The organism is Anaerolineales bacterium (assembly GCA_015075625.1).
Taxonomy (GTDB): Bacteria; Chloroflexota; Anaerolineae; order Aggregatilineales; family UBA2796; genus UBA2796.
Genome location: JABTTZ010000001.1, coordinates 1615132 through 1636231, shown reverse-complemented (window position 1 = coordinate 1636231; position 21100 = coordinate 1615132). Strand labels below are relative to the sequence as shown.

Sequence of the window (21100 nt, the reverse complement as noted above, 5' to 3'; positions counted from 1 at the left end):
GTAAAGAAAGGGATACGGAATCGTCCCTTCGATCAGGTGTAGCGAGTCGTTCGTACAATGTCCGAACGGACAAGTGACCCCTCTTTCCAATGTATGTACAATGGGGCAACGTAGTGGAGCGCAGATGATCGGCAATGTCTCTCAAACAAAAACGGCTGCCTGAAACAACCTTATTTCATCGGATTATCCTGATCAGTGTCGCTGTTCAGTTTTTCTGGTTTCTCTTGGGCGAACGCCTTCTTTATTGGGAGTCTAAAGGCTGGCAGCCGGATCAGGTGATCCTCTTTGCCGCCCTGTTCGGCGTTCACTTTGGCTTGCATGTCGTCGCCCGCCGGCTGAGTCACAACCCACTGGCAGTCATCGCCTATCTCATTGTTCAAAGCGTCCTCATCTACACGCTCAGCATGGTTGGGCGCTCTGGTCAACTGCGCGAGTGGCTTTACCTCCCCCTTCTGGGGGAAATGCTCCTCTATACAAAGACGCTCTGGTTTGCCGTCCTCGCCGCTGCGATCATGTTTGGCTTCGATATTGTGCAGGGCTATATCAGTTTTGGTGTTGCCTATGCCGATAGGCTGGTCGTCACCATCTCGTGGTGGTCGGTGTGGTGGTTCATCGGGCAAGCGCCTTATGTGAGTGCGCTCTTGCTCCAAGTGCGCGGGCGGCGGCAGATAAGCGCCATGCTCACCGAGTTAGAAAGCGCCCACCGGCGGTTAACGGAGTATGCCGTTCAAATTGAGAAATTGACCCTCACCAGCGAGCGGGCGCGGATGGCGCGGGAACTGCACGATACCCTCTCGCAAGGGCTGACGGGGACGATCCTCCAACTAGAGGCGTTGGAAGCCTATGTAGAAATCGGGGATGTTCCCAAAGCGGTGAGCATTGCCACCCAAGTGAAAAAGCGGGCGCGATCCGCGCTGGCAGACTCGCGCCGTGCCATTGACGATCTCCGCCAACAGACGCCGGAGCGCCTCTCGCTCTTGGAGATGATCGAACACGAGATTAAGCGCTTTGCCGAAGCCACCAGCATTACCTACACGCTTGATTTGCCGCCGAGCTTTTTTGTCCCTTACGAGATAGGCGAGCATGTTCTGCGCTGTATTAGCGAGGGGTTATCGAACATCGCCCGCCACGCCCACGCCACGCATGTATCCCTTACCGTCTCCCAAAACGAGGATATGCTGCACATCCAGTTAAGTGATGATGGGGTGGGCTTTGATGTCGATATGGCTGCCCAGAAGATTGGGCATTATGGGCTTTTGGGGATGCGTGAGCGGGCGCGGCTGCTTGGCGGAATTTTTGAAATTTACAGTAAACTCGGTATTGGGACGATGATTGATCTGAGCCTGAAGGTAGTTTAAACGAATGACTGGTCAACCAACTCACCCAGACAAGGTGCGTCTGATTATTGCCGACGATCATTTCGTTGTGCGGGAGGGGCTGCGCCTGATCTTGGAAGCGACAGGGCGCTTTGAGATTGTTGGTGAGGCGCTCAACGGCAAGGAAGCCGTCATGCTGACCGAACAACATCGCCCTGATTTGATCTTGATGGATTTGCGAATGCCCGGCATGGATGGTTTGGAGGCGATCCAATTGATCAAGGCACAGTGGCACGACATTGCCATTGTGATCCTGACGACCTACAACGAAGATTCGTTGATGGTACAGGGGTTGCAGCTTGGCGCTCAGGGCTATCTGCTGAAAGACACCGGACGCGAGACGCTCCTGAACACGATTGATGCCGCCTTACGGGGCGAAACCCTCTTGAGTCCAGAGACGACAAAACGCCTGATGGACTATATGGCGTCCTCTAGCAAACAAGCGGCGCCCAACCACAGCGAAGAAGAAACCCCCTTTGCCCTCACCAGCCGCGAAATTGAGGTGCTTCAGCAGGTGGCAAAGGGGGTCAGCAGCAAAGCGATTGCCTTTGATTTAGGGATCAGCGAACGCACGGTGAAGGCACATTTGGAGAACATCTTCACCAAGTTTGGGGTCAACACACGGGCAGCGGCGGTGAGCATCGCCTTACAATACAACCTTTTGCAAGATGTCTGAGCCGCCTAGCAAGATGGATGACCGGATCACGACGACACCCATGCGCCCTCTCGCGCCGCACTCTTCCCCCGCCCACTTCATCCTACGAACAGGGTTAATCGCTGTCGCCATTGTTCTTTTCGGGGTGATCTTCGGCATTTCGGCGGGCGTTCTCATTGCCGATCAGCTAGAGCGCCTCCCCGCGATCACCTTTCTGCCAACGGTGGGTCCAACAGAAGAAAGTCTGACGGCAACCGCCTTTTCACGCTCCTTGAAAGCGACTTTTTTTCATCTGGTGACCAAAGACCTCTTAACGCGGACGCCCCTCGCCACACCGCCTAAATGAATTATCCTATACCCTGTGGGAGGGGAGGCGACGAGGCGCGGGGTTAAAACACCCGCGCTAGGAATAACCGCCCCGTTGGGGCTTAAACCAGAATACAGGATGCGCCTTTGCCTTCAAGCCCCGTAGGGGGGCGCGGGGTTAAAACACCCGCGCTAGGAATAACCGCCCCGTTGGGGCTTAACACGGACGCGGGGGGAATTGCCTTTCTCTGTTTTCAGCCCCGCCCTAAAGGGCGGGGTGGTCAGCCTTAGCCCGCTGCTTTAGCGGCGGGCGATCATGGGTGGACGGGGCGGGGGGAAACACAAGGCGCGGGGTTAAAACACCCGCGCTAGGACTAATCACCCCGTTGGGGCTTAACACGGACGCGGGGGGAATTGCCTTTCTCTGTTTTCAGCCCCGCCCTAAAGGGCGGGGTGGTCAGCCTTAGCCCGCTGCTTTAGCGGCGGGCGATCATGGGTGGACGGGGCGGGGGGAAACACAAGGCGCGGGGTTAAAACACCCGCGCTAGGACTAATCACCCCGTTGGGGCTTAACACGGACGCGGGGGGAATTGCCTTTCCCTGTTTTCAGCCCCGCCCCTAAAGGGCGGGGTGGTCAGCCTTAGCCCGCTGCTTTAGCGGCGGGCGTCGGGGTGCGGCAGATGCAAGCGGGCGCACGCCTCCCCCCCTCCCAGTTTCAGTACCCTCAACGGGCTGGATGTGGTTGCAACCTCATCGATATGAGTGTTAAAGACCTCATCGCAGACGTTTCAGTACCCTCAACGGGCTGGATGTGGTTGCAACCGACAGTGTGAGACTTCTGCCAGAAATTCTGAAAGCGTTTCAGTACCCTCAACGGGCTGGATGTGGTTGCAACCGATTAATGTCGGTAACCTCATCCAAGTCATTACGCTGTTTCAGTACCCTCAACGGGCTGGATGTGGTTGCAACTTACATCCGCGTGTACCGTTTGAATGAGCGGGGGTTTCAGTACCCTCAACGGGCTGGATGTGGTTGCAACTCAGGTGCTGCCCGATTAGTGCTTCTTTTAGTTGTTTCAGTACCCTCAACGGGCTGGATGTGGTTGCAACAGTACCAGTGTCCGCGCTCGCGTTTCAGATACGCGGTTTCAGTACCCTCAACGGGCTGGATGTGGTTGCAACATTACGGCTTGCGACAGATTACCGTTGAGAACACTGTTTCAGTACCCTCAACGGGCTGGATGTGGTTGCAACGAAGCGTATCGGACGGGGTGCTAAGCGCGAGCTGCTGTTTCAGTACCCTCAACGGGCTGGATGTGGTTGCAACTCGGAGTTAGCGATTGCCGACAGCCGCCCCGATATCCGTTTCAGTACCCTCAACGGGCTGGATGTGGTTGCAACCGGTAGAGGGTCTCGCCCGCCGCTACGCGCATCAGTTTCAGTACCCTCAACGGGCTGGATGTGGTTGCAACCCTGCGAGGCACAGACCTAAGTGATGCCGACCTTTCGTTTCAGTACCCTCAACGGGCTGGATGTGGTTGCAACAAATGAAAACAGAGTATGAACGGCAGAAGGTAGAGGTTTCAGTACCCTCAACGGGCTGGATGTGGTTGCAACTCGCAGCCCGCGTGGCGCTTGAGGTGGCGCTGGAGGTGTTTCAGTACCCTCAACGGGCTGGATGTGGTTGCAACAGGCAATCCTCACCCATGCCCACAACCTGCGGGATGTTTCAGTACCCTCAACGGGCTGGATGTGGTTGCAACCGCCCCTCATTCAAACGCCTCACGGGGTGCAAAATGACCTTTGGGATCATTTTCGTTCAAATTTGGGCGTTCCTCGATAGCGATCATCATACACCCTATTCCAAAAATGTCAAGCAATTTGTCCCGATTTTCGAAAGTCGATCCCTGTCAAAAAAACCCGCCGAGTTGCGACGGGCTTTCGGCGGGAGTTGCGAAAGCCGCTCCATGCACAGGGGATGGGTAAATTCAAGGAAAGTCCCTTCAAGAAAGAGTATGTCTACCCGACGATCAGCGCTCTATAAAACGGTATGTCGGAGAGGGACTTGCGAAATACCCCCCGAAAACGCCCTGTTTTTTCCTTTGCGGGGGTGGGAGACACATGGCGCGGGGTTAAAACGCCCGCGCTAGGATTAATCACCCCGTTGGGGCTTAAGACGCAAGATGGGTGCGACGCATGGATTCCCCCTCTCTCCTTGTGGGAGAGGGGGCTAGGGGGTGAGGGTTTCCAAGCCCCGTCCTAAAGGGCGGGGCGGTTAACCTTAGCCCGCTGCTTTAGCGGCGGGCGACGGGGTGCGGCGGGTGCAAGCGGACGCCCCAGGGGGCGTCCCTACTGATAAATATAGAAGGCGATTTCAACGGGCGGGTCGATCAAGACGCCGCCTTCTGTTTTCAATTCCCACAACCCCGCCAACAAGCCGCCCGGCGAGGGCGTCCGTCCGCGGAAGATGAAGCGGGCAAGCTCGCCCGGTTTCACGGGGACGGTGTTCGTCATTTCGATTTTGCGGGGGGCGCTGAAGCGTTCGCCCGATCTGTAATAGAGCGCCGTTCCGGGCAGCCAATCGCAGGTGCTGAGGTTTTTGATCACGATCTCGCGCTCGAATTCATTTTGAAGGTCGATCTTGATCGGATCATCGGGATTCGCCGGATTGGGGCGTCTCGGCTTCTCTAGCAAATATTCGCGCTCGCAGAGCCGCGCCGTCGCCGTGTAATTGGGGGTGGGCGTCGTCCCTGCCTGCTGTGTGAGGAAGAACGCCTCCAGCGTCAGTTGGACGACGGTTGCTGTCCGCGCCTGTGCCAGCGCCGTCGCCGCCCCTACCGTCGCCGTCAGATCAAGGGTGGGCGTGGGGGTGTTCGTCGGCGTGTTCGTATTCGTCGGCGTGAAGGTCGGCGTGTTCGTCGGCGTCTCGGTGGGCGTCCGCGATGGCGTATGGGTGGCGGTATAGGTCTGCGTGGGCGAAGGCGTGATCGTATTCGTCGGCGTTCGCGAAGCCGTCAGGGTGATCGTCGGCGTGTCCGTCGGTGTCGGCGTGATCGTCGGCGTGTCGGTGGGGGTGATCGTCGCTGTTGCGGTGGGCGTCGGGGTGATCGTATCCGTTGCCGTCGCCGTGTTCGTTGGGGTGATCGTCGCCGTTGCGGTAGGGGTTGCCGTTGGGGAAGGCAAAAAGACCGGACCAATACCGAAAATACGTCCGGTGGCAAGGCTTGCCCCAATGACGGCGATCACGGCGATACCAGCAAAAATACCGATCCAAAAACCACCGCGCCGCCCCAGTTCCGTCGGCATGACGATGCGTTGAGTTTGGTAATTGCCCTCGTTGGGAAGCACCACCGTATCCCCACCGGAAGTCCCCGCTGGTGGAGCGCCCGCCGCGCCGCCATTCGTGGGGCGCTTGGGGGAGGTATCGCGGGGGGCGATGGCGGGCGTTTCAAGGTTTTTCGTCGCCCCAATGGGGGGCAGCGGCTGTCCATTGATCACCGCATCCAACGCCGCCAGCATCTCGTTGGCGCTTTGGTAACGATCATCGGGGTCTTTCGCCATCGCCCGTAGGATGAGCGTCACCACCGATTCCGGCAGGGCAGGGGCGATCTGCGTAATATCGGGGATCGGCTCGTTAAGGTGTTTGAGAATGGTGGCAACGGGCGTTTCGGCGTCATAGGGGAGCTTGCCCGTCGCCATTTGGTAGAGCATGATCCCGACGCTGTAGAGGTCGGAACGTTCGTCGCCAATATCGCCCAAGCCCTGTTCGGGCGCCATGTAGGCGGGCGTCCCCACCATCCCGCCGCTGGCGGTGAACTGATTGCCGGTGACGATTTTGGCAATGCCGAAATCGGTGAGGACAACGCGCCCATCTTTTTCCAACATCAGGTTGGCGGGCTTCAGGTCACGGTGAATCATCCCCCGCGTGTGGGCATAGGCAAGCGCTTCCACCGCCTTGCGAACGATGCGCAGGGTTTCCTCAATGGGGAGTTTGCTGCCCTCTGCCTTCGCAATGTGATCCTTGAGCGTCCCCCCTTCAAGGAGTTCCATGACCATGAAGAAACTTTCCGTCTCCGGGTCAAAGTCAAAGTCGTAAACTTGGACAATGTTCGGGTGGCGCAGACGGGCGACATTCTGCGCCTCGCGGGTGAAGCGTTCTTTGAATTCGCTGTCGTCGGCAAGGAAGGGGTGGAGGAGCTTGATCGCTACCATACGATCCAGCCGCGCTTGGTAGGATTTGAACACCTCCGCCATACCACCGCGTCCGAGGCGTTCGATCAATTCATACTTGCCGAGGAGTGTGCGTGTTGCCAAAGCCTACCGTGATGCTTTCTCATGGGCGGGAACGTTAGGGAGTATAGCGCAAGGCTAGGGAGATACAAAACGAAGTTTTTAAATCCCCCCCTTTCCTCCTAAGCGATGGAGCGCCGCCCGTGCCGCGTGGCAGCCGCACAGCCCATGCACGCCCCCACCGGGCGGCGTTGATGAGGAACACAGGTAAATCGCCGGATCGGGCGTGGTGTAGGGCGACCAGCGCAGAACTGGGCGGGTGTAAAGCTGCCGCCAATCTTGGACGCCAGCGTTGATATCACCGCCGATGTAATTCGGGTTGTATGCCTCCAACGCAGCGGTGTGGTGCGTCACCCGCGCCGTGATGCAGTGGCGAAAGCCCGGCGCAAAGCGTTCAAATTGCCGCTCGATGGCGGCAGTCATATCGGTGGTTGAGCCATGCGGCACATGGCAATATGCCCACGCGATATGCGCCCCCGCATACTCCGGCGGGATGCGGCTCGCATCAAACAGAGTGGGCTGGACAAGCAGCGTATAGGGGCGTTCGGCGTGCCGCCCCTCCCTCATGGCGCGTTCGCTGTCGCATAGTTCCGCCAATGTTCCGCCGAGGTGGACGGTTGCCGCCCGCCAGATGGCGGGATCGCGCCAGGGGATTGGCTCTGAGAGGGCGTAATCGATCTTGAACACGCCCGCCCCATAGCGAAAAGCATCCAACTGGCGGCGGTAGCGCGGGGGAAAACGATCTCCAACGATGCGCAGCAGGTTACGCGGGGCAACATCAAAAAAATAGGCGCGGGCAGGGGGCAGATCGCGCATCGCGGTGATCGGCAGATCGGTGACGATCTCGCCGCCAAGCGCCCGCAAATGGGCGGCAAGGGCATCGGCAATCGTCTGCGAGCCGCCGCGTGGCAGCGCCCAGCCAACGGCGTGTGCCAGCGTGGTGAGGAGCAGCCCAAATGCCGCCGTCGTTGGATGTGTTAAAGGGATTAGCCCATGTGCCGCCATGCCGCCAAAGAGCGCCCGCGCCCGTTCGCCCTCAAAGGCAGTCCGCGCCAAACGCCGCGCCGAGAGCAGCGCCAACGCCCCAAAATAGCCCGAACGAAACGGATGGCGCGGGAAGTGCAGCGGGGCAAGGAACTGATCGATGAGGGCTTCCGCCCCATCGACCAACGGGGCAAACACCTGACGGTAGCGCCTTGCGTCCAGCGCTGATCCTAAGCCTGCTGCCGTCGCCTCAAGGGAGCGCTCCACCAAGACGGCAGGGGCATCATCCAGGGGATGGGCAAGCTCTGCCGAGGGGTAAAGCCAGGGGATGGGCAGCGTTAAGGCGCGAAAAAACGGCGAGATGAGCGCCAAAGGGTGGACGGCGGAACACATGTCATGGCGAAAGCCGGGGCGTGTCAGTTCCAGCGTGCGCAGCCCGCCGCCAAGCGTCGCTTTCCCTTCGATCAGCAGTACGCGCCAGCCCGCTTGGGCAAGGGTGATCGCCGCTGCCAAGCCGTTTGGTCCTGAGCCGATCACAATCCCATCATAACGAGTCATTGGCACTCACCCCGCCCTACAGCATTTTTCATGGAAAGTGATCCCTTAGTGGTTGACAGCCCTGCTCATCACGTTAGACTTATCGATGGGATATGCTGCGGTGATTAAGGGGTAAATGAACCTACGCCCGTCCTTCTTGTAAGAGGGCTGGTTGCCGTTCAACCAGCGAGGGTACTGCACTATCAGGTACAATGGTAAAAGAAATTGTCGCATCATTCCTATCATGCCATCAGGTGAAGGGGGCGGGCTGTGGACGGGACGACCACACCAAAAGGACGACCAATCAACGTTCGGATTGATGATCGGGTGCGTTTGCTCTCAGCGGTGCTTGCCGCTACAGATTACCCAGAAAAATCCCAAGAGCGGCGCAAACACGGGACACACCCCCACGCACGGGGGACGAAGCGCTTGGTAGCGGAATATTCCCACCATCCGGCTGTCCATGCCATGCAAGTCCTTCTAACGCAAGGGATTCCGCTGGCATCGATCATGAACTATGCCCTTCGCCTGGCGCTGCCGACTTTCCAAATCGATGACGAGCCGCCGCGCTGGGTACCGCCGCGCTGGAACGAACACCTTGCCAAATTTTACGAGGTGGCGGGCTTGGCAAAATGGTGGGTGGATGAAGATGGGGCGTGGGAGCCGCCGCTGCGCCACCTGCGCGAGGCATTCGCCAATATCGACCTCTACGCCTTCTTCAAGCCCTATTTGGGGACGGTGGTTGAACAGTTCGTCTTTATGCCGAACATCACCTACCCATCCGATCAGACACTTAGCCTGCGTTTGGGCGGGCAGTTGGTGGTGATCATGCCGCCGCCGATGGCGTGGGGCGATAGCCCGCCGTGGCCCTATAAGGACGATCCGGCGCTTGCCTACCGCGCCGCCATTGGCGAGTATGGGGGGATGATCCTCGATCATTACCTCCGCCAGCACGAGGCAGAAGTCACCCCGCTGACCGATAAGCCGCTCCCCCTAGAAGAAAAATTCCTGAACGCACACGGCGGCTGGCGCGATCAATTTATCGCCATGTTCCGGGCGGCAACCACCGCCATGTTCCTTGAAGATTCGGTCAGCGCCTTAGAAGCACGCAGCTATGTCCAACAGATGGGCAAGGTCGAAGGGTTCACCTCCCTGCCCGCAGTGGTCACGCTGATGCGCCGCTATCAGGACGAGATCAGAAAATATCCCGAAGGGTTTGTGGAATTTTTGCCCGTCTTTTTGAAGCAACTGAAGGTGGCACGCACGATTGGAACGAAGTGAGTCATGGCAAACTCAGACCTCCCTCTGAAGGCGAAAGGGAGCGCCGCGCAGACCCTCCCCCGCCAAACGCAGACCGTCCAAACGGTGCGGCGCGGGGCGCGGCTGATGCGCACCTGGCTGACGCCGGGAATCGGCGTCAAGCGGTGGGCGCTCTTGCTAATGGCGGGGATTGCCGTGTGCGGCATTGCCATTGCCGAATTCCTGCGCCAAAACGCCGACGGCGGGACGCTTTCGCCCTTGCTGCACCTCGTCACCCTGCGGTTTTTGCTGCCCACCCCGCGCATCCTCGTGGGGCTGATCCTCGGCGTGGGGGTGATCCTCCTTGCCTTTTACAAATTGAACCGTTCAATCCTTGCCCCGTTTGTCAAACGCGATGCCGATTCCTTCGTGAACACGGTGGAAGCCTATTACCGCCGCCAACGCGGGGCGCGGGTCGTCGCCATTGGGGGGGGGACGGGGCTGCCCGCTGTGCTGCGGGCGATGAAACCCTATACCCTGAACCTGACAGCCATTGTCACCGTTGCTGATGATGGCGGCAGTTCGGGCAAGCTGCGGCGGGAGATGGGGGTGCTGCCGCCCGGCGATATTCGCAACAACATTGCCGCCCTTGCCGATGATGAACACCTTGTTACCCAGTTGTTCCAATACCGCTTTGAGAACGGCGGCGGCTTGGCGGGTCACAGCTTTGGCAATCTGCTGCTGACGGCAATGGCGGACATTACCGGCAGCATGGATCAGGCGATCATTGAGGCGGGCAAGGTCTTGAACATCACCGGGCGCGTGCTGCCCGCGACGCTGAGCGATGTGAAGCTCTGTGCCGAGGTGCGCGATGAACGCGGGCTGCGGCGGGTAGAAGGCGAATCGAACATCCCCGAAGCGGGCGGACGGGTAGAGCGTGTTTACCTTGAGCCGGAACACCCCCGCCCCTACCCAGACACCATCCGCGCCATTCTGAACGCCGATCTCGTCGTGATCGGTCCCGGCAGCCTCTACACCAGCATCCTCCCCAACTTGCTTGTTGAGGGGATGCCAGAGGCAATCCGCGCCTCCTCAGCGCTGTGTGTTTACGTGTGCAACATTGCCACCCAACAGGGCGAGACAGGCGGGTACGGCGTTGCCGACCACGTGGCGGCGCTGGAGCATCACATTGGCAAGGGGGTGATCGATATCATTTTGGCGAATAACGCCACCCCACAATTGAACGCGGGCGAACGGACAAAGTACGTTCCCTTGGCGCACCCCCACGATCCGATTCGGGAACGCTACCGCCTGATTGAGGTTGACCTCGCTGATCCCAACCGCCCCTGGCGGCACAGCCCGACGAAACTAGCGCGGGTGCTGATGGGGCTGATTCCCACGATCTAAGACTGCCCCGCCCTCAAAGACGGGGCTGAAAACAGGGAAAGACCGCACCCCGCAACCCGTAGGGGCGACCCCTGGGGCGTCCGTTTCCAACCGCCGCCAACCCATCGGGCTAGGGTTGATCACCATTAGGCAGGGTCGTCATTCTGGTTCGCTGCCTCGCCCTCTAAGACGGTCATAATCAGCCCATAAGCGGCGTTGATCCGTTTCATCCGTTCGGCGGCGGCGGGGTCGGGGTTGAGATCGGGGTGAAATTCCCGCGCCAACGCTCGGTAGGCTTGGCGAATTGTGGCGAGGTCGGCATCAAGGCTGACGCCGAGAACGTCAAACTGCGCCCGTAAGGGGCTGCGATAGACGGCATAGACGCGCTGGCGGGTGGTCTCCCCGCTGGAATCGCGCCCTTTGCGCTGGCGGGCGGCGGGACGATCTTCAAAATCGGCAATATGCCAGCGCCCGTTCAGGACGCCATCCACCGTCTGAATCACCTCCACGCCCAGATGGGCAAAGTTGACCGTCTCGCCATACTCAATCAGGCGGTGAATCCCCGTCGCCTGTGGGTGGAAGTGAACGGGGTAAATCCAAGCCCGCTCCCCTTCTGCCTCAAAGCCATAGATTTTATCGTCGTAGAGCGTCAGCAGCGCCAACATCCAGTCGTAAGGGGGGTAATGCTCGCCGTGTTCGGGGAGCAGCATTGCCCCCCATAAGATGAACAGGGTATAGGTTTCTTTGGCGGCGTTTTCGCGCAGCGTGGCAGCGATGAGGGCGACATCAATATCGCGCTCGATGAAGTGAAAGGCAACGCGCTCCCCGCCGGGCAAGGAGGCATGAACAACATCGTAGCCGTTGTGCAGAATATCGCGGATCGATCCGGCGTCGTTCAGTTCGTTGATCAGGTGGGCATTTGCCGCATAGAGCGTGAACCGCATGTGCTGTGATCCTCATTCGCCCGCACCCCTCGTAGGGGCGCCCCTGGGGCGCCCGCCGCTAAACCATCGGGCGACCACCCTACTCGCACGTCCCGCGCAAGGCGCGGCACAACGTCCCCGATAAGAGGGCGTCTGTTGTGTCTTGGCTCAGTTCCCAAAACATGCCGCCCGCCAACCCCCGATCAAGGATGTACTGTGCCTTCTCTTGGATCGATTCGGGATCGTCATAGGCGATGAAGGTTTTCGTCGCCGCGCTGTAGACATACGGAACACGCGCCTGCGGATGGCGAAACACGGTGTAGCCTTCGGTGTACTGCTCCAGAATCCCCCGATAGCCAATCTCCAACGCGCCCGTCACCGGTTGGAACAAGCCATCGCCCGCCGCGCCCGGCTCAACGCCCGTCCAGCCGCGCCCATAAAACGGCATACCGACGACGATCTTTTCCGGCGGGACGCCCCCTTCAATATAGCGCTGAACAGCGGAATCAACGTTTGCCGTCGCGCCGCTCTCGCCCGCCGGATCGTCGCTTACGGCGTAAAGTCCGTTGTGGAAGTTCGTCGTTTTCGACCACCCGCCATGAAAATCGTAGGTCATGATATTGAAGTAATCCATCACCTTTGCCAGCGCGGGGAGATCAAGCCCCGCCGCCACCGCCGAGGGGTTCGGGCTAAGCGCCGCCGAGAGCGAGTAATAGCGCCCGTCGATCTTACCCTGTTCGTCCAGCGCGGCGCGGAACAACTCCATCACGGCGACGAAATTTGCCTTGTCGTCGGGGCTGAAGTTGTTTGTCATGCCCGCCACGCCGGGAAACTCCCAATCGACATCAATGCCGTCGATCACGCCGGGGACTTTCACTGTCCCCCCTTTGATCCACATCTCAATACACGAGGTGACCATCCGCTCCCGTGATTTTTCCGTCCGCACCCCCCGCGAAAAGTTGGACGATCCCGACCAGCCCCCCAGCGAGATCAACACCTTCAAATGGGGGTATTGTTCCTTCAACGCCTTCAGTTTTTCCAGATTTACGGTGACAAGGTAGGGCGTCTGAAAGAGCGAACATGTCCCCGCCGGACTGATGTTCCCAAAAGCATAGAGGATGTGCGTCAGGTGCGCGGCGGGGATGCGTTCCACCGGATAGCCGTTCACCTTCCATTCGGGGAAGTAGCCCATGATGACCTTTTCTGGCGTTTCGGCGCGGGTGGGCAGGGCGGCGCTTGGCAGAGCCGCGGCGCTCAGGGCGATGATCACGATCATCACGGCGAGGGTGTGTGGTAGGAATTTTCTCATCAGTTTGTTCTCTTTTTGATCTCTTTTGGTGGTAGTTTAAAATGCACCCTGAATTTTAACGCGCATTGGGCGCAATGCATTGCCCCTATGGGGATGCTGTGAATGGGGTTTTCAAGCCCCGAAGGGGTGGCTGCTTTCAGCCCGCTGCTTTAGCGGCGGGCGATCACAGGCGGCGAGGGCGCGGGGTTAAAACGCCCGCGCTAGACATAATCACCCCGTTGGGGCTTAACACGGAATACACCGTGCGGCATTTGCCTTCAAGCCCCGAAGGGGTGGTCAATCTCAGCCCGCTGCTTTAGCGGCGGGCGATCACAGGCGGCGAGGGCGCGGGGGGCGTCCCTACAAAGCAATTGAAGAAAGTTCAGAGGCTATGACAACCTACGACACAACGCGGGACACATTGAAGGAATTCATCCTCAACCGGCTGATCCGCAACCCTAAACTCAAATTGAATGACACCGACTCCCTGATCAAAGGCGGCTATATTGATTCCTTCGCCCTCGTTGAGGTGCAGTTGTTCATTGAAGAACAATTCGGGTTTCGCCCCGCCGACATTGATATGACGGTGGAATCGATGGATACGCTCAAGCAAATGGCAGAGTATGTTGAAGCCAACCGCACCCACTAACCACCTTTTGAGTACCCACCTTCTGACACGGGCGAACCGCGCCGAGGCGAAAACGCTCACCGAGCGGCTTGCCCGCCACGCCGCCGAACGTCCCTCGGCAGCCGCTGTCACCCTGATTCCCTCTGGCGGGGCGGCGGAAACCACCCTGAGCTATGCCGCCTTTTGGGAGGGCGCGGGGCGCTATGCGGCGGCGCTGCGGGCGGTGGGCATTGGGCAGCGCGATCTTGTCATCCTCGTTATCGATCATGGCGAGCCGCTGCTCTACGCCTTTTGGGGGGCGCTGCGCATCGGCGCGATTCCCTCCATGTTCCCCTTCCTCTCCGACAAACTCGATGCGGCGCTCTATTTCGAGCGGGTGAAGGCACTCGTCAGCCATTCGGGGGCGCGGGCGGTGATCGCCTCCCCCGCCTATGCCGAGTCGCTTTCGGCGCTCATGGCGGGGTCAGGCGTCGCCATCCTCAGCGAGCGCGACCTTCACCCAACAGCGGGCGCGGACATCGCGCTCCCCGCCACCGCCCCCGACCAAATCGCCTTTCTGCAACATTCGAGCGGCACAACGGGACTGCAAAAGGGGGTTGCCCTCGCCCATGATGCGGTGCTGAACCACCTTGCCGCCTACAGCGATACGCTGCGCCTTACCCCGGACGATGTGATCGTCTCGTGGCTGCCCCTTTACCACGATATGGGGCTGATCGCCGGATTCATCCTCCCGCTGGTGCAGGGCATCCCGCTGATCCTCATGTCGCCCCATCATTGGGTGCGCGATCCGCGCATCTTGCTTCAGGCGATCACCCGCCATCGGGGGACGCTCTGCTGGCTGCCCAACTTTGCCTATAACTTCATGGCGACGCGCATCCGTGACGACGCCCTCGCTGGCGTTGACCTCCAGACGATGCGTGCTTTCGTGAACTGCTCCGAGCCAATGCGGGCAGAGAGCCACCGCCTCTTTTTGAATCGCTACCGGGCGTATGGGCTGCGTCCAGAGGCGCTGACCACCTGTTACGCAATGGCGGAAAATACTTTCGCTGTGACACAGGGGGGCATCGACTCGCCCGTGCGCCTTGACCGCATCAGCCGCGCCGCCCTGATGGAAAGCAATCGGGCGCTTTCCGCGCAAGGCGACGAACCCCACGCCGAGATGCTCTGCTGTGGGACAGCGATCCCCAACTGCCGCGTGCGCATCCTTGGCAGCACCCCTGAGGGCGAACGGCGCGACCTCCCCGAACGGCAGGTGGGCGAGGTTGCCGTGCAAAGCGACAGCATGTTGAGCGAATACTACCGCCGCCCCGATCTGACTGAGGCTGTCCTCTTTGATGGCTGGTATCTGACGGGCGATTACGGCTATCTTGCCGAGGGCGGACTCTACATCACCGGACGGAAGAAAGACCTGATCATCGTTGGCGGGAAGAACATCTACCCGCAAGACCTTGAAGCGCTTGCCGATACCATCGAAGGGGTGAAGGCGGGGCGCGTCGTCGTCTTTGGCGTCGATGATACGCGGCTTGGCACAGAGGCGATTGTCCTCGTTGCCGAATCGGAGATTGAGGACGAGGACGCCCGTTTCGAGGTTGCCCGCCGCATTCGCCTGCGCGTGGCGGCGGAGACGGAAGTCACCCTGAACGATGTCCGCGTCGTTGATCTGAAGTGGCTGCACAAGACGAGCAGCGGCAAGATTGCGCGGGGGGCGAACCGCGAGAAGTACCTTGCCGAATTTGGGACACGCTGAGCGAGAGGATTAGGATGAACAAAGCAGCCCGCCTTTCCCTCCTTGCCCTGCTTGGGGTGGCGGCGTTCGCCTGGACGATCACCATCGCCGCCCTGATTCTGCGGGAGGGGCAGCCCTCCCCACCCACCCCGACCCTGATCGGGGTTGCCGTTATTGGGACGGCGATCCCCACCGTGACACCAGCGGCGACCTTCACCCCGCCCAATCCAACGGCACTTCCCACCGAAACGCCCTCCCCAACGGCTCTGGCAGCGGCGACAGAGCCGCTGTCTCCTAGCCCAACCCTAACCGCCCCGCCAACGGCGACGCCGCTCCCGATGATCGTCCTCGCCCCGCCGACCTTCCCGCCGACGGCGACAGTCCCCCCCGCCCCCACCGTCCGCTTGGATGTGGTGACGCTTGCCCCAAGCGCTACCGTTGATCCCAACCTGCCCACGCCCGAACCGATCTACGTGATCGTCACCGCTGACCCTTGCCCGCGTCCGGCGGGGTGGGCTGCCTATCAGGTGCAGCCCGGCGATACGCTCTTTGGCTTTCAGCTTGGAACGGAAAACACCGTCACGGTGGCGGAGATCATGCGCGGGAATTGCCTCGAAAACAATTTCCTTCAGGTTGGACAGGTGATCTTCCTCCCCGCCGGCGCCGGGGATAACGCCCCGAAAGTGGACGATTCCGCCGTCTATGGCGATCCCGATTCAACCACCCAAGATGGGAAGTGTCCATGCCGGCTGCGCGTCCGCGAAGGGTGGCGTCTGGAGCAGATCGCCGCCGCCATTGATAGCCTTCCCGCGCCGTTCCGAGGGCGGGATTTCCTCGCGGCGACGGCGGCGGGGGCAAGCGCCCCCGATTACTGGTTCTTGCGCAGCCGTCCGGGGGGCGTCAGTCTAGAAGGGTACATGTACCCCGACACCTACACCATTGAAAACGGCACAACGGCGGCGGCGCTGCGCGATGCCATGTTGGGGCGCTTCAACGAGATGGTCGGCGCGGATTTAGAGGGGGCGTTTGCGGCGCGGGGCTTGTCCTTTTGGCAAGGCGTCACCTTCGCCAGCATCGTCCAGCGGGAGAGCTACGCCGCCGAAGAACAGGTCTTGATCGCGGGCGTTTTTTACAACCGTTTTGCGCGGCAGATGGGCTTGGCGTCGTTTGTCACACTGCAATATGCGCTTGGTGTGCCGGGGAATTGGTGGGTAAAGATCACGAAAAGCAACATCAATACCGACACCCGCTACAATACGAGCAAGTACCGAGGCTTGCCGCCCTCTCCAATCTCGAATCCCGGGGTGAGTGCGCTCCGTTCGTCGGCATATCCGGCGTCGCACGAGTACCTCTATTTCAATTTCAAGTGCGGCGGCGGGGGCAATTTCTACACGCGCACCTACGAGGAATTTGTGCAGGGGTTGAAGTGCAATTAGGGACGATGGGTGGGGAGGGGCGATACACGGTGGATACCCCTTGGGGGCAGCCCGCTGCTTTAAGGCTTGTCCGGGAACGAGTAGACAGTCAGGAAGATTTCTAGAAGAACCCCAATCCCCCGCCCCCTTTCCCCGCACACGGAGAAAGGGGGCAAAACAGATGCGAGACGGGGTGCATTCCAAGCCCCGTAGGGGTGGTTAGCCTTAGCCCGTCCCCTTTAGGGGCGGGCGACGACGTGAGGGGCGACAACGTGAGGTGGGCGGGCGACACATGGCGCGGGGTTAAAACACCCGCGCTAGGCATGATCACCCCGTTGGGGCTTAAAGCGGAATGCAGGGTGCGGCTTTTTGATTTCCAAGCCCCGTAGGGGTGGTTAGCCTTAGCCCGTCCCCTTTAGGGGCGGGCGACGACGTGAGGGCGGATGCCTCAGGGGGCGTCTCTACAGGGTTGGCGTCCGTTTGTGCCAGTCCGTCGCCTGTTCATAGGCGTGGGCGGCATGAAGAATTTTCGCCTCGCCAAAGGCGGGTCCCAGAATCTGCATCCCCACCGGCATATTGTTCCCATCAAAGCCGCAGGGGACGCTCACCCCGCAAATCCCGCCGAGGTTCGCCGTGACGGTGAACACATCCTCAAGGTACATCTGCAAGGGATCATCAACCTTTTCCCCCACCATGAAGGCGGCGCGGGGCGTCGTGGGCGTGGCGATCACGTCCACCTCGGCAAACGCCTTGTCAAAATCTTGGCGGATCAGCGTGCGCCCCTTCTGCGCCTTCAAGTAGTAAGCGTCGTAGTACCCTGCCGATAGCGCATACGTGCCTAACATAATGCGCCGTTTCACTTCTTTGCCAAAACCCTGCCCCCGCGTCTCTCGATAGCTATCCCACATAGCGTCTGCCCCCACGCGCAGCCCATAGCGCACGCCATCGAAGCGGGCGAGGTTCGCGCTTGCCTCCGCCGGCGCAATCAGGTAATAAATCGGGATTCCGTAGGCGGTATGCGGGAGGCTCACCTCCCGAATCTCTGCCCCCAACCCCCGCAGCATCTCAATCGCGGCGCGGACTGCCTTTTCCACCGAGGGTTCAATGCCCTCGATAAAGTATTCCTTTGGGACTCCGACGCGGACGCCCTTCAGATCGCCCTTCAGCGCCGCTGTGTAATCGGGGACGGGCGTGTTCATGCTGGTGGAGTCCATCGGATCATAGCCAGCGATCACGTTCAGAATCGTCGCCGCGTCGCGCACGGTGCGCCCCATTGCCCCCACCTGATCCAGCGAGGAAGCAAAGGCGATCAGCCCATAGCGCGAGACTCGTCCGTAGCTTGGCTTGATCCCGACAATCCCACAGAAGGCGGCGGGCTGCCGCACCGACCCGCCCGTATCCGTCCCCAATGCCCCCGCCACCATCCGCGAGGCGACGGCTGCCGCGCTGCCCCCACTGCTGCCGCCCGGCACGCGGCGCGTATCCCAGGGGTTGCGCGTGATCTGGTAGCTGGAATTCTCGGTAGACGATCCCATCGCAAATTCATCGGTGTTCATCTTGCCAAGCATCGTCGCTCCGGCGTCAAACAGGCGGCGGACACTCGTCGCCGTGTAGGGCGGGACAAACCCCTTCAAAATCTGCGATCCGGCGGTGGTCTGGACGCCCTCCGTACACAGAACATCCTTGATTCCGAGGGGAATCCCTAGCAGTGGCTTGTCCTCGCCTTTTGCCCGCAGGGCGTCGGCGTGTTGGGCGTGTTCCAGCGCCTTTTCCCCCGTGATGGTCAGAAAAGCGTTCAGCCTCGGTTCAAGGGCGGTAATCCGCTCTACATAAGCGCGGGTGAGGTCAACGGCGCTGAAATCACGGTTGCGCAAGTGATCGAGCGCCTCGGAAAGGGTCAGGGTCGTCAGGTCGGTCATTGGGTTATCTCAGGGTGCCATTGAGAGAAATTTCACAGCCAGCGAGGAAGTATAGCACATGAGCAGAGAGGTTGGGCTAGAAGGGTCATAGGGACGCCCCCTGGGGTGTCCCTACGGTGCGGCGTCAGGCTTGCCCCTGTGCTAATGCAGGGGGTTAAGGCAGGGGTTGTCTTTCCCTGCTTTCAGCCCCGTCCTTTAGGGCGAGGTACTTACCCATCGTGGTTTAACGGTGGGCGAAAACGGGCGCACCTCCGTAAGAAATCCATTATACTTTCCCACTTTTAGCACTCCCCCACGAAATGTGCTAAACTTTGCCTTGACATCTTCCCCCAATCTCATTACACTTTCCTCTAGATTTAGCACTCACCACAAGAGAGCGCTAAAAATGTGTTAAATCCTAAAGTGTCATCTTGTTCAGGAGGCATCTAACTCATGGGTATGAATCTACGCCCGTTGGGTGATCGCGTTGTGATCGAACCATCGGAAGGCGAAGAAGTGACGGCTGGCGGGCTTTACTTGCCGGAGACGGCGAAAGAAAAGCCGCAGCAGGGCGTGATTGTTGCGGTGGGCGCTGGTCGCCGTGACGATGACGGCAAGCTGATCCCGATGGATGTGAAAAAGGGCGACAAAGTGCTGTACGCGAAATACGCTGGCACGGAGATCAAGGTCGATGGCAAGAAGGTCTTGATCCTGAAGGAAACCGACATCCTCGCCATTGTTGAGTAATCCCCAAACAGCACCGAATAAGCGAACGCACGAAACATACGAGGTAATGAATCCATGCCCAAGCAATTGATTTTCTCTGAGGACGCCCGCCGCCGGCTAAAGCGCGGGGTCGATCAACTCGCCGAGGCGGTCAGCACGACGCTCGGTCCGAAGGGGCGCAATGTGGCGCTCGATAAGAAGTTCGGCGCACCCACAGTCACCCATGACGGTGTGACGGTGGCGAAGGAAATTGAACTGGAAGACCCCTTTGAAAACATGGGGGCGCAGCTTCTGAAGGAAGCGGCAACCAAGACGAACGATATTGCGGGCGACGGCACGACCACTGCCACCGTCTTGGCACAGACGATTGTCAACGAAGGCTTGAAGAACGTCGCCGCTGGCGCAAACCCCATGCTGCTGAAGCGCGGTATTGAAGCGGCTACCGATGCCGTCTCCAAGGCGCTCCGTGAGATGGCTGTGCCGATTGACACGAAAGAAGAAATCGCCTCGGTTGCCTCTATCTCCGCCCAAGACCCGGAAATCGGCAAGCTGATTGCCGATGTGATGGATCGCGTGGGCAAGGAAGGCGTGATCACCGTCGAAGAGAGCAAGAGCCTCGAATTCGAGACGGAATACGTCGAAGGGATGCAGTTTGATCGCGGCTACATCAGCCCCTACTTCGTCACCGCCACCGATACGATGGAAGCGGTTATCGAAGAACCCTACATCTTGATCTACGAGAAGAAGATCAGCGCCGCCCAAGACATTGTGCCGATCCTCGAAAAGCTTGTCCAGATTGGCAAGCGTGCCGTTGTCATCCTTGCCGAGGATGTGGACGGCGAGGCGTTGGCGACCCTTGTTCTGAACAAGCTGCGCGGGATGCTGAACATCCTCGCCATCAAAGCCCCCGGCTTTGGGGATCGGCGCAAGGCGATGCTCCAAGATATTGCCGTGCTGACGGGCGGGACGGTCATCAGCGAAGAGACCGGGCGCAAGTTGGAAAACGTCACGATCAACGATCTGGGGCGGGCTCGGAAGGTTGTCGCCACGAAGGAAGACACGACGGTTGTTGATGGGGCGGGCGACGAAGCCGCTATCAGGGGGCGTGTTGCTGAAATCCGCACCGAGATTGACCGCACCACCAGCGATTATGACCGCGAGAAACTTCAGGAACGTCTGGCGAAGTTGGCGGGCGGCGTCGCCGTCATCCGCGTTGGCGCGGCGACGGAAGTCGAACTGAAGGAAAAGAAGCACCGCGTTGAGGACGCCCTCAGCGCAACCCGCGCCGCCGTTGAGGAGGGCATTGTCCCCGGTGGTGGTGTGGCGCTCATCGTCGCGGCGAAGGTCTTGGAGGGTCTGAAGCTCCACTATGACGACGAAAGCACCGGCGTTGCCATTATGCGCCGCGCTCTCGAAGCACCCATGCGCAAGATTGCCGCAAACGCCGGACAAGATGGCGCGGTGATCGTCCAGAATGTGCGCCAGATGCACAAGGACAACAGCACCGTCCGCATCGGTTACGATGTCCTCAGCGGCGAATACGTCGATATGATCCAGAGCGGGATCATCGACCCAGTGAAGGTCACTCGTGGGGCGCTGGAGAACGCGGCGAGCATCGCCTCGATGATCCTGACCACCGAAGCCCTGATCACCGATGTGAAAGAGCCGGAGAAGGCTGCGCCGATGCCCCCCGGCGGCGGGATGGACTTCTAAGCCCTTCCCCT

At 59.9% G+C, this 21100-nt stretch carries 16 protein-coding genes and 1 CRISPR repeat array; of the genes, 11 read left to right on the top strand and 5 right to left on the bottom strand.

What is annotated here, in order from left to right; all coding sequences use genetic code 11:
* The first annotated feature begins 134 nt into the window (after positions 1–134).
* From HS103_06825 to HS103_06815, 3 genes are read left to right on the top strand one after another with little or no spacing between them, the layout of a single operon-like run.
* The gene (locus HS103_06825; GenBank protein ID MBE7512510.1) at positions 135–1358 is read left to right on the top strand and encodes a sensor histidine kinase; all 1224 of its coding nucleotides are present in this window, start codon (positions 135–137) and stop codon (positions 1356–1358) included.
* Positions 1359–1362: 4 nt separating this feature from the next.
* A complete protein-coding gene (locus HS103_06820; GenBank protein ID MBE7512509.1) occupies positions 1363–2052 on the top strand; it encodes a response regulator transcription factor in 690 nt (229 codons plus the stop codon).
* Positions 2053–2065: 13 nt separating this feature from the next.
* Positions 2066–2377: a hypothetical protein gene (locus HS103_06815; GenBank protein MBE7512508.1), complete on the top strand. Its 312-nt coding sequence runs from the start codon at positions 2066–2068 to the stop codon at positions 2375–2377.
* Between the two features lie 672 nt (positions 2378–3049).
* Positions 3050–4099: direct repeats of the CRISPR family, unit length 37 nt; unit sequence GTTTCAGTACCCTCAACGGGCTGGATGTGGTTGCAAC.
* A 586-nt stretch (positions 4100–4685) separates the two neighbouring features.
* Here the strand turns inward: HS103_06815 and HS103_06810 are convergent.
* Both HS103_06810 and HS103_06805 read right to left on the bottom strand, forming a co-directional pair.
* A complete protein-coding gene (locus tag HS103_06810) occupies positions 4686–6650 on the bottom strand; it encodes a protein kinase (protein MBE7512507.1) in 1965 nt (654 codons plus the stop codon).
* A 78-nt stretch (positions 6651–6728) separates the two neighbouring features.
* A complete protein-coding gene (locus HS103_06805) occupies positions 6729–8168 on the bottom strand; it encodes an NAD(P)/FAD-dependent oxidoreductase (protein ID MBE7512506.1) in 1440 nt (479 codons plus the stop codon).
* A gap of 249 nt (positions 8169–8417) precedes the next feature.
* On the opposite strand from HS103_06805, the gene HS103_06800 reads away from it, so the two are divergent.
* Both HS103_06800 and HS103_06795 read left to right on the top strand, forming a co-directional pair.
* Positions 8418–9428 (top strand): hypothetical protein, encoded by a 1011-nt coding sequence (locus tag HS103_06800; protein MBE7512505.1) that lies wholly within the window; start codon positions 8418–8420, stop codon positions 9426–9428.
* A gap of 3 nt (positions 9429–9431) precedes the next feature.
* Positions 9432–10793: a YvcK family protein gene (locus tag HS103_06795; GenBank protein MBE7512504.1), complete on the top strand. Its 1362-nt coding sequence runs from the start codon at positions 9432–9434 to the stop codon at positions 10791–10793.
* A 125-nt stretch (positions 10794–10918) separates the two neighbouring features.
* Here HS103_06795 and HS103_06790 read toward each other — a convergent pair whose 3' ends face one another.
* Together HS103_06790 and HS103_06785 are read right to left on the bottom strand one after the other, a co-directional pair.
* Positions 10919–11716, bottom strand: coding sequence for a DnaJ domain-containing protein (locus HS103_06790; protein MBE7512503.1), 798 nt, complete (start codon positions 11714–11716; stop codon positions 10919–10921).
* Between the two features lie 79 nt (positions 11717–11795).
* Positions 11796–13004, bottom strand: a complete 1209-nt coding sequence (locus HS103_06785; protein MBE7512502.1) for a glycoside hydrolase family 18 protein — start codon at positions 13002–13004, stop codon at positions 11796–11798.
* A gap of 98 nt (positions 13005–13102) precedes the next feature.
* On the opposite strand from HS103_06785, the gene HS103_06780 reads away from it, so the two are divergent.
* The 4 genes from HS103_06780 to mltG all read left to right on the top strand — a co-directional run bounded on the left by HS103_06780 (position 13103) and on the right by mltG (position 16773).
* Positions 13103–13303 (top strand): hypothetical protein, encoded by a 201-nt coding sequence (locus HS103_06780; GenBank protein ID MBE7512501.1) that lies wholly within the window; start codon positions 13103–13105, stop codon positions 13301–13303.
* Between the two features lie 71 nt (positions 13304–13374).
* A complete protein-coding gene (locus tag HS103_06775) occupies positions 13375–13632 on the top strand; it encodes an acyl carrier protein (protein ID MBE7512500.1) in 258 nt (85 codons plus the stop codon).
* Positions 13607–15358 carry an AMP-binding protein gene (locus HS103_06770; GenBank protein ID MBE7512499.1) on the top strand — a complete coding sequence of 584 codons (1752 nt, stop codon included), beginning with the start codon at positions 13607–13609 and terminating at the stop codon, positions 15356–15358. Before HS103_06775 ends, HS103_06770 begins: the two co-directional genes overlap by 26 nt.
* A gap of 14 nt (positions 15359–15372) precedes the next feature.
* Entirely contained in the window at positions 15373–16773 is a 1401-nt protein-coding gene (gene mltG, locus HS103_06765; protein ID MBE7512498.1) for an endolytic transglycosylase MltG, read from the top strand.
* A gap of 440 nt (positions 16774–17213) precedes the next feature.
* On the opposite strand, the gene gatA is transcribed toward mltG, so the two are convergent.
* Positions 17214–18671: an Asp-tRNA(Asn)/Glu-tRNA(Gln) amidotransferase subunit GatA gene (gene gatA / locus HS103_06760; GenBank protein MBE7512497.1), complete on the bottom strand. Its 1458-nt coding sequence runs from the start codon at positions 18669–18671 to the stop codon at positions 17214–17216.
* A gap of 438 nt (positions 18672–19109) precedes the next feature.
* Here gatA and groES point away from each other — a divergent pair, with 438 nt between their 5' ends.
* Both groES and groL read left to right on the top strand, forming a co-directional pair.
* A complete protein-coding gene (groES, locus tag HS103_06755) occupies positions 19110–19397 on the top strand; it encodes a co-chaperone GroES (protein ID MBE7512496.1) in 288 nt (95 codons plus the stop codon).
* A 54-nt stretch (positions 19398–19451) separates the two neighbouring features.
* Entirely contained in the window at positions 19452–21089 is a 1638-nt protein-coding gene (groL, locus tag HS103_06750; protein ID MBE7512495.1) for a chaperonin GroEL, read from the top strand.
* Positions 21090–21100: the final 11 nt, after the last annotated feature.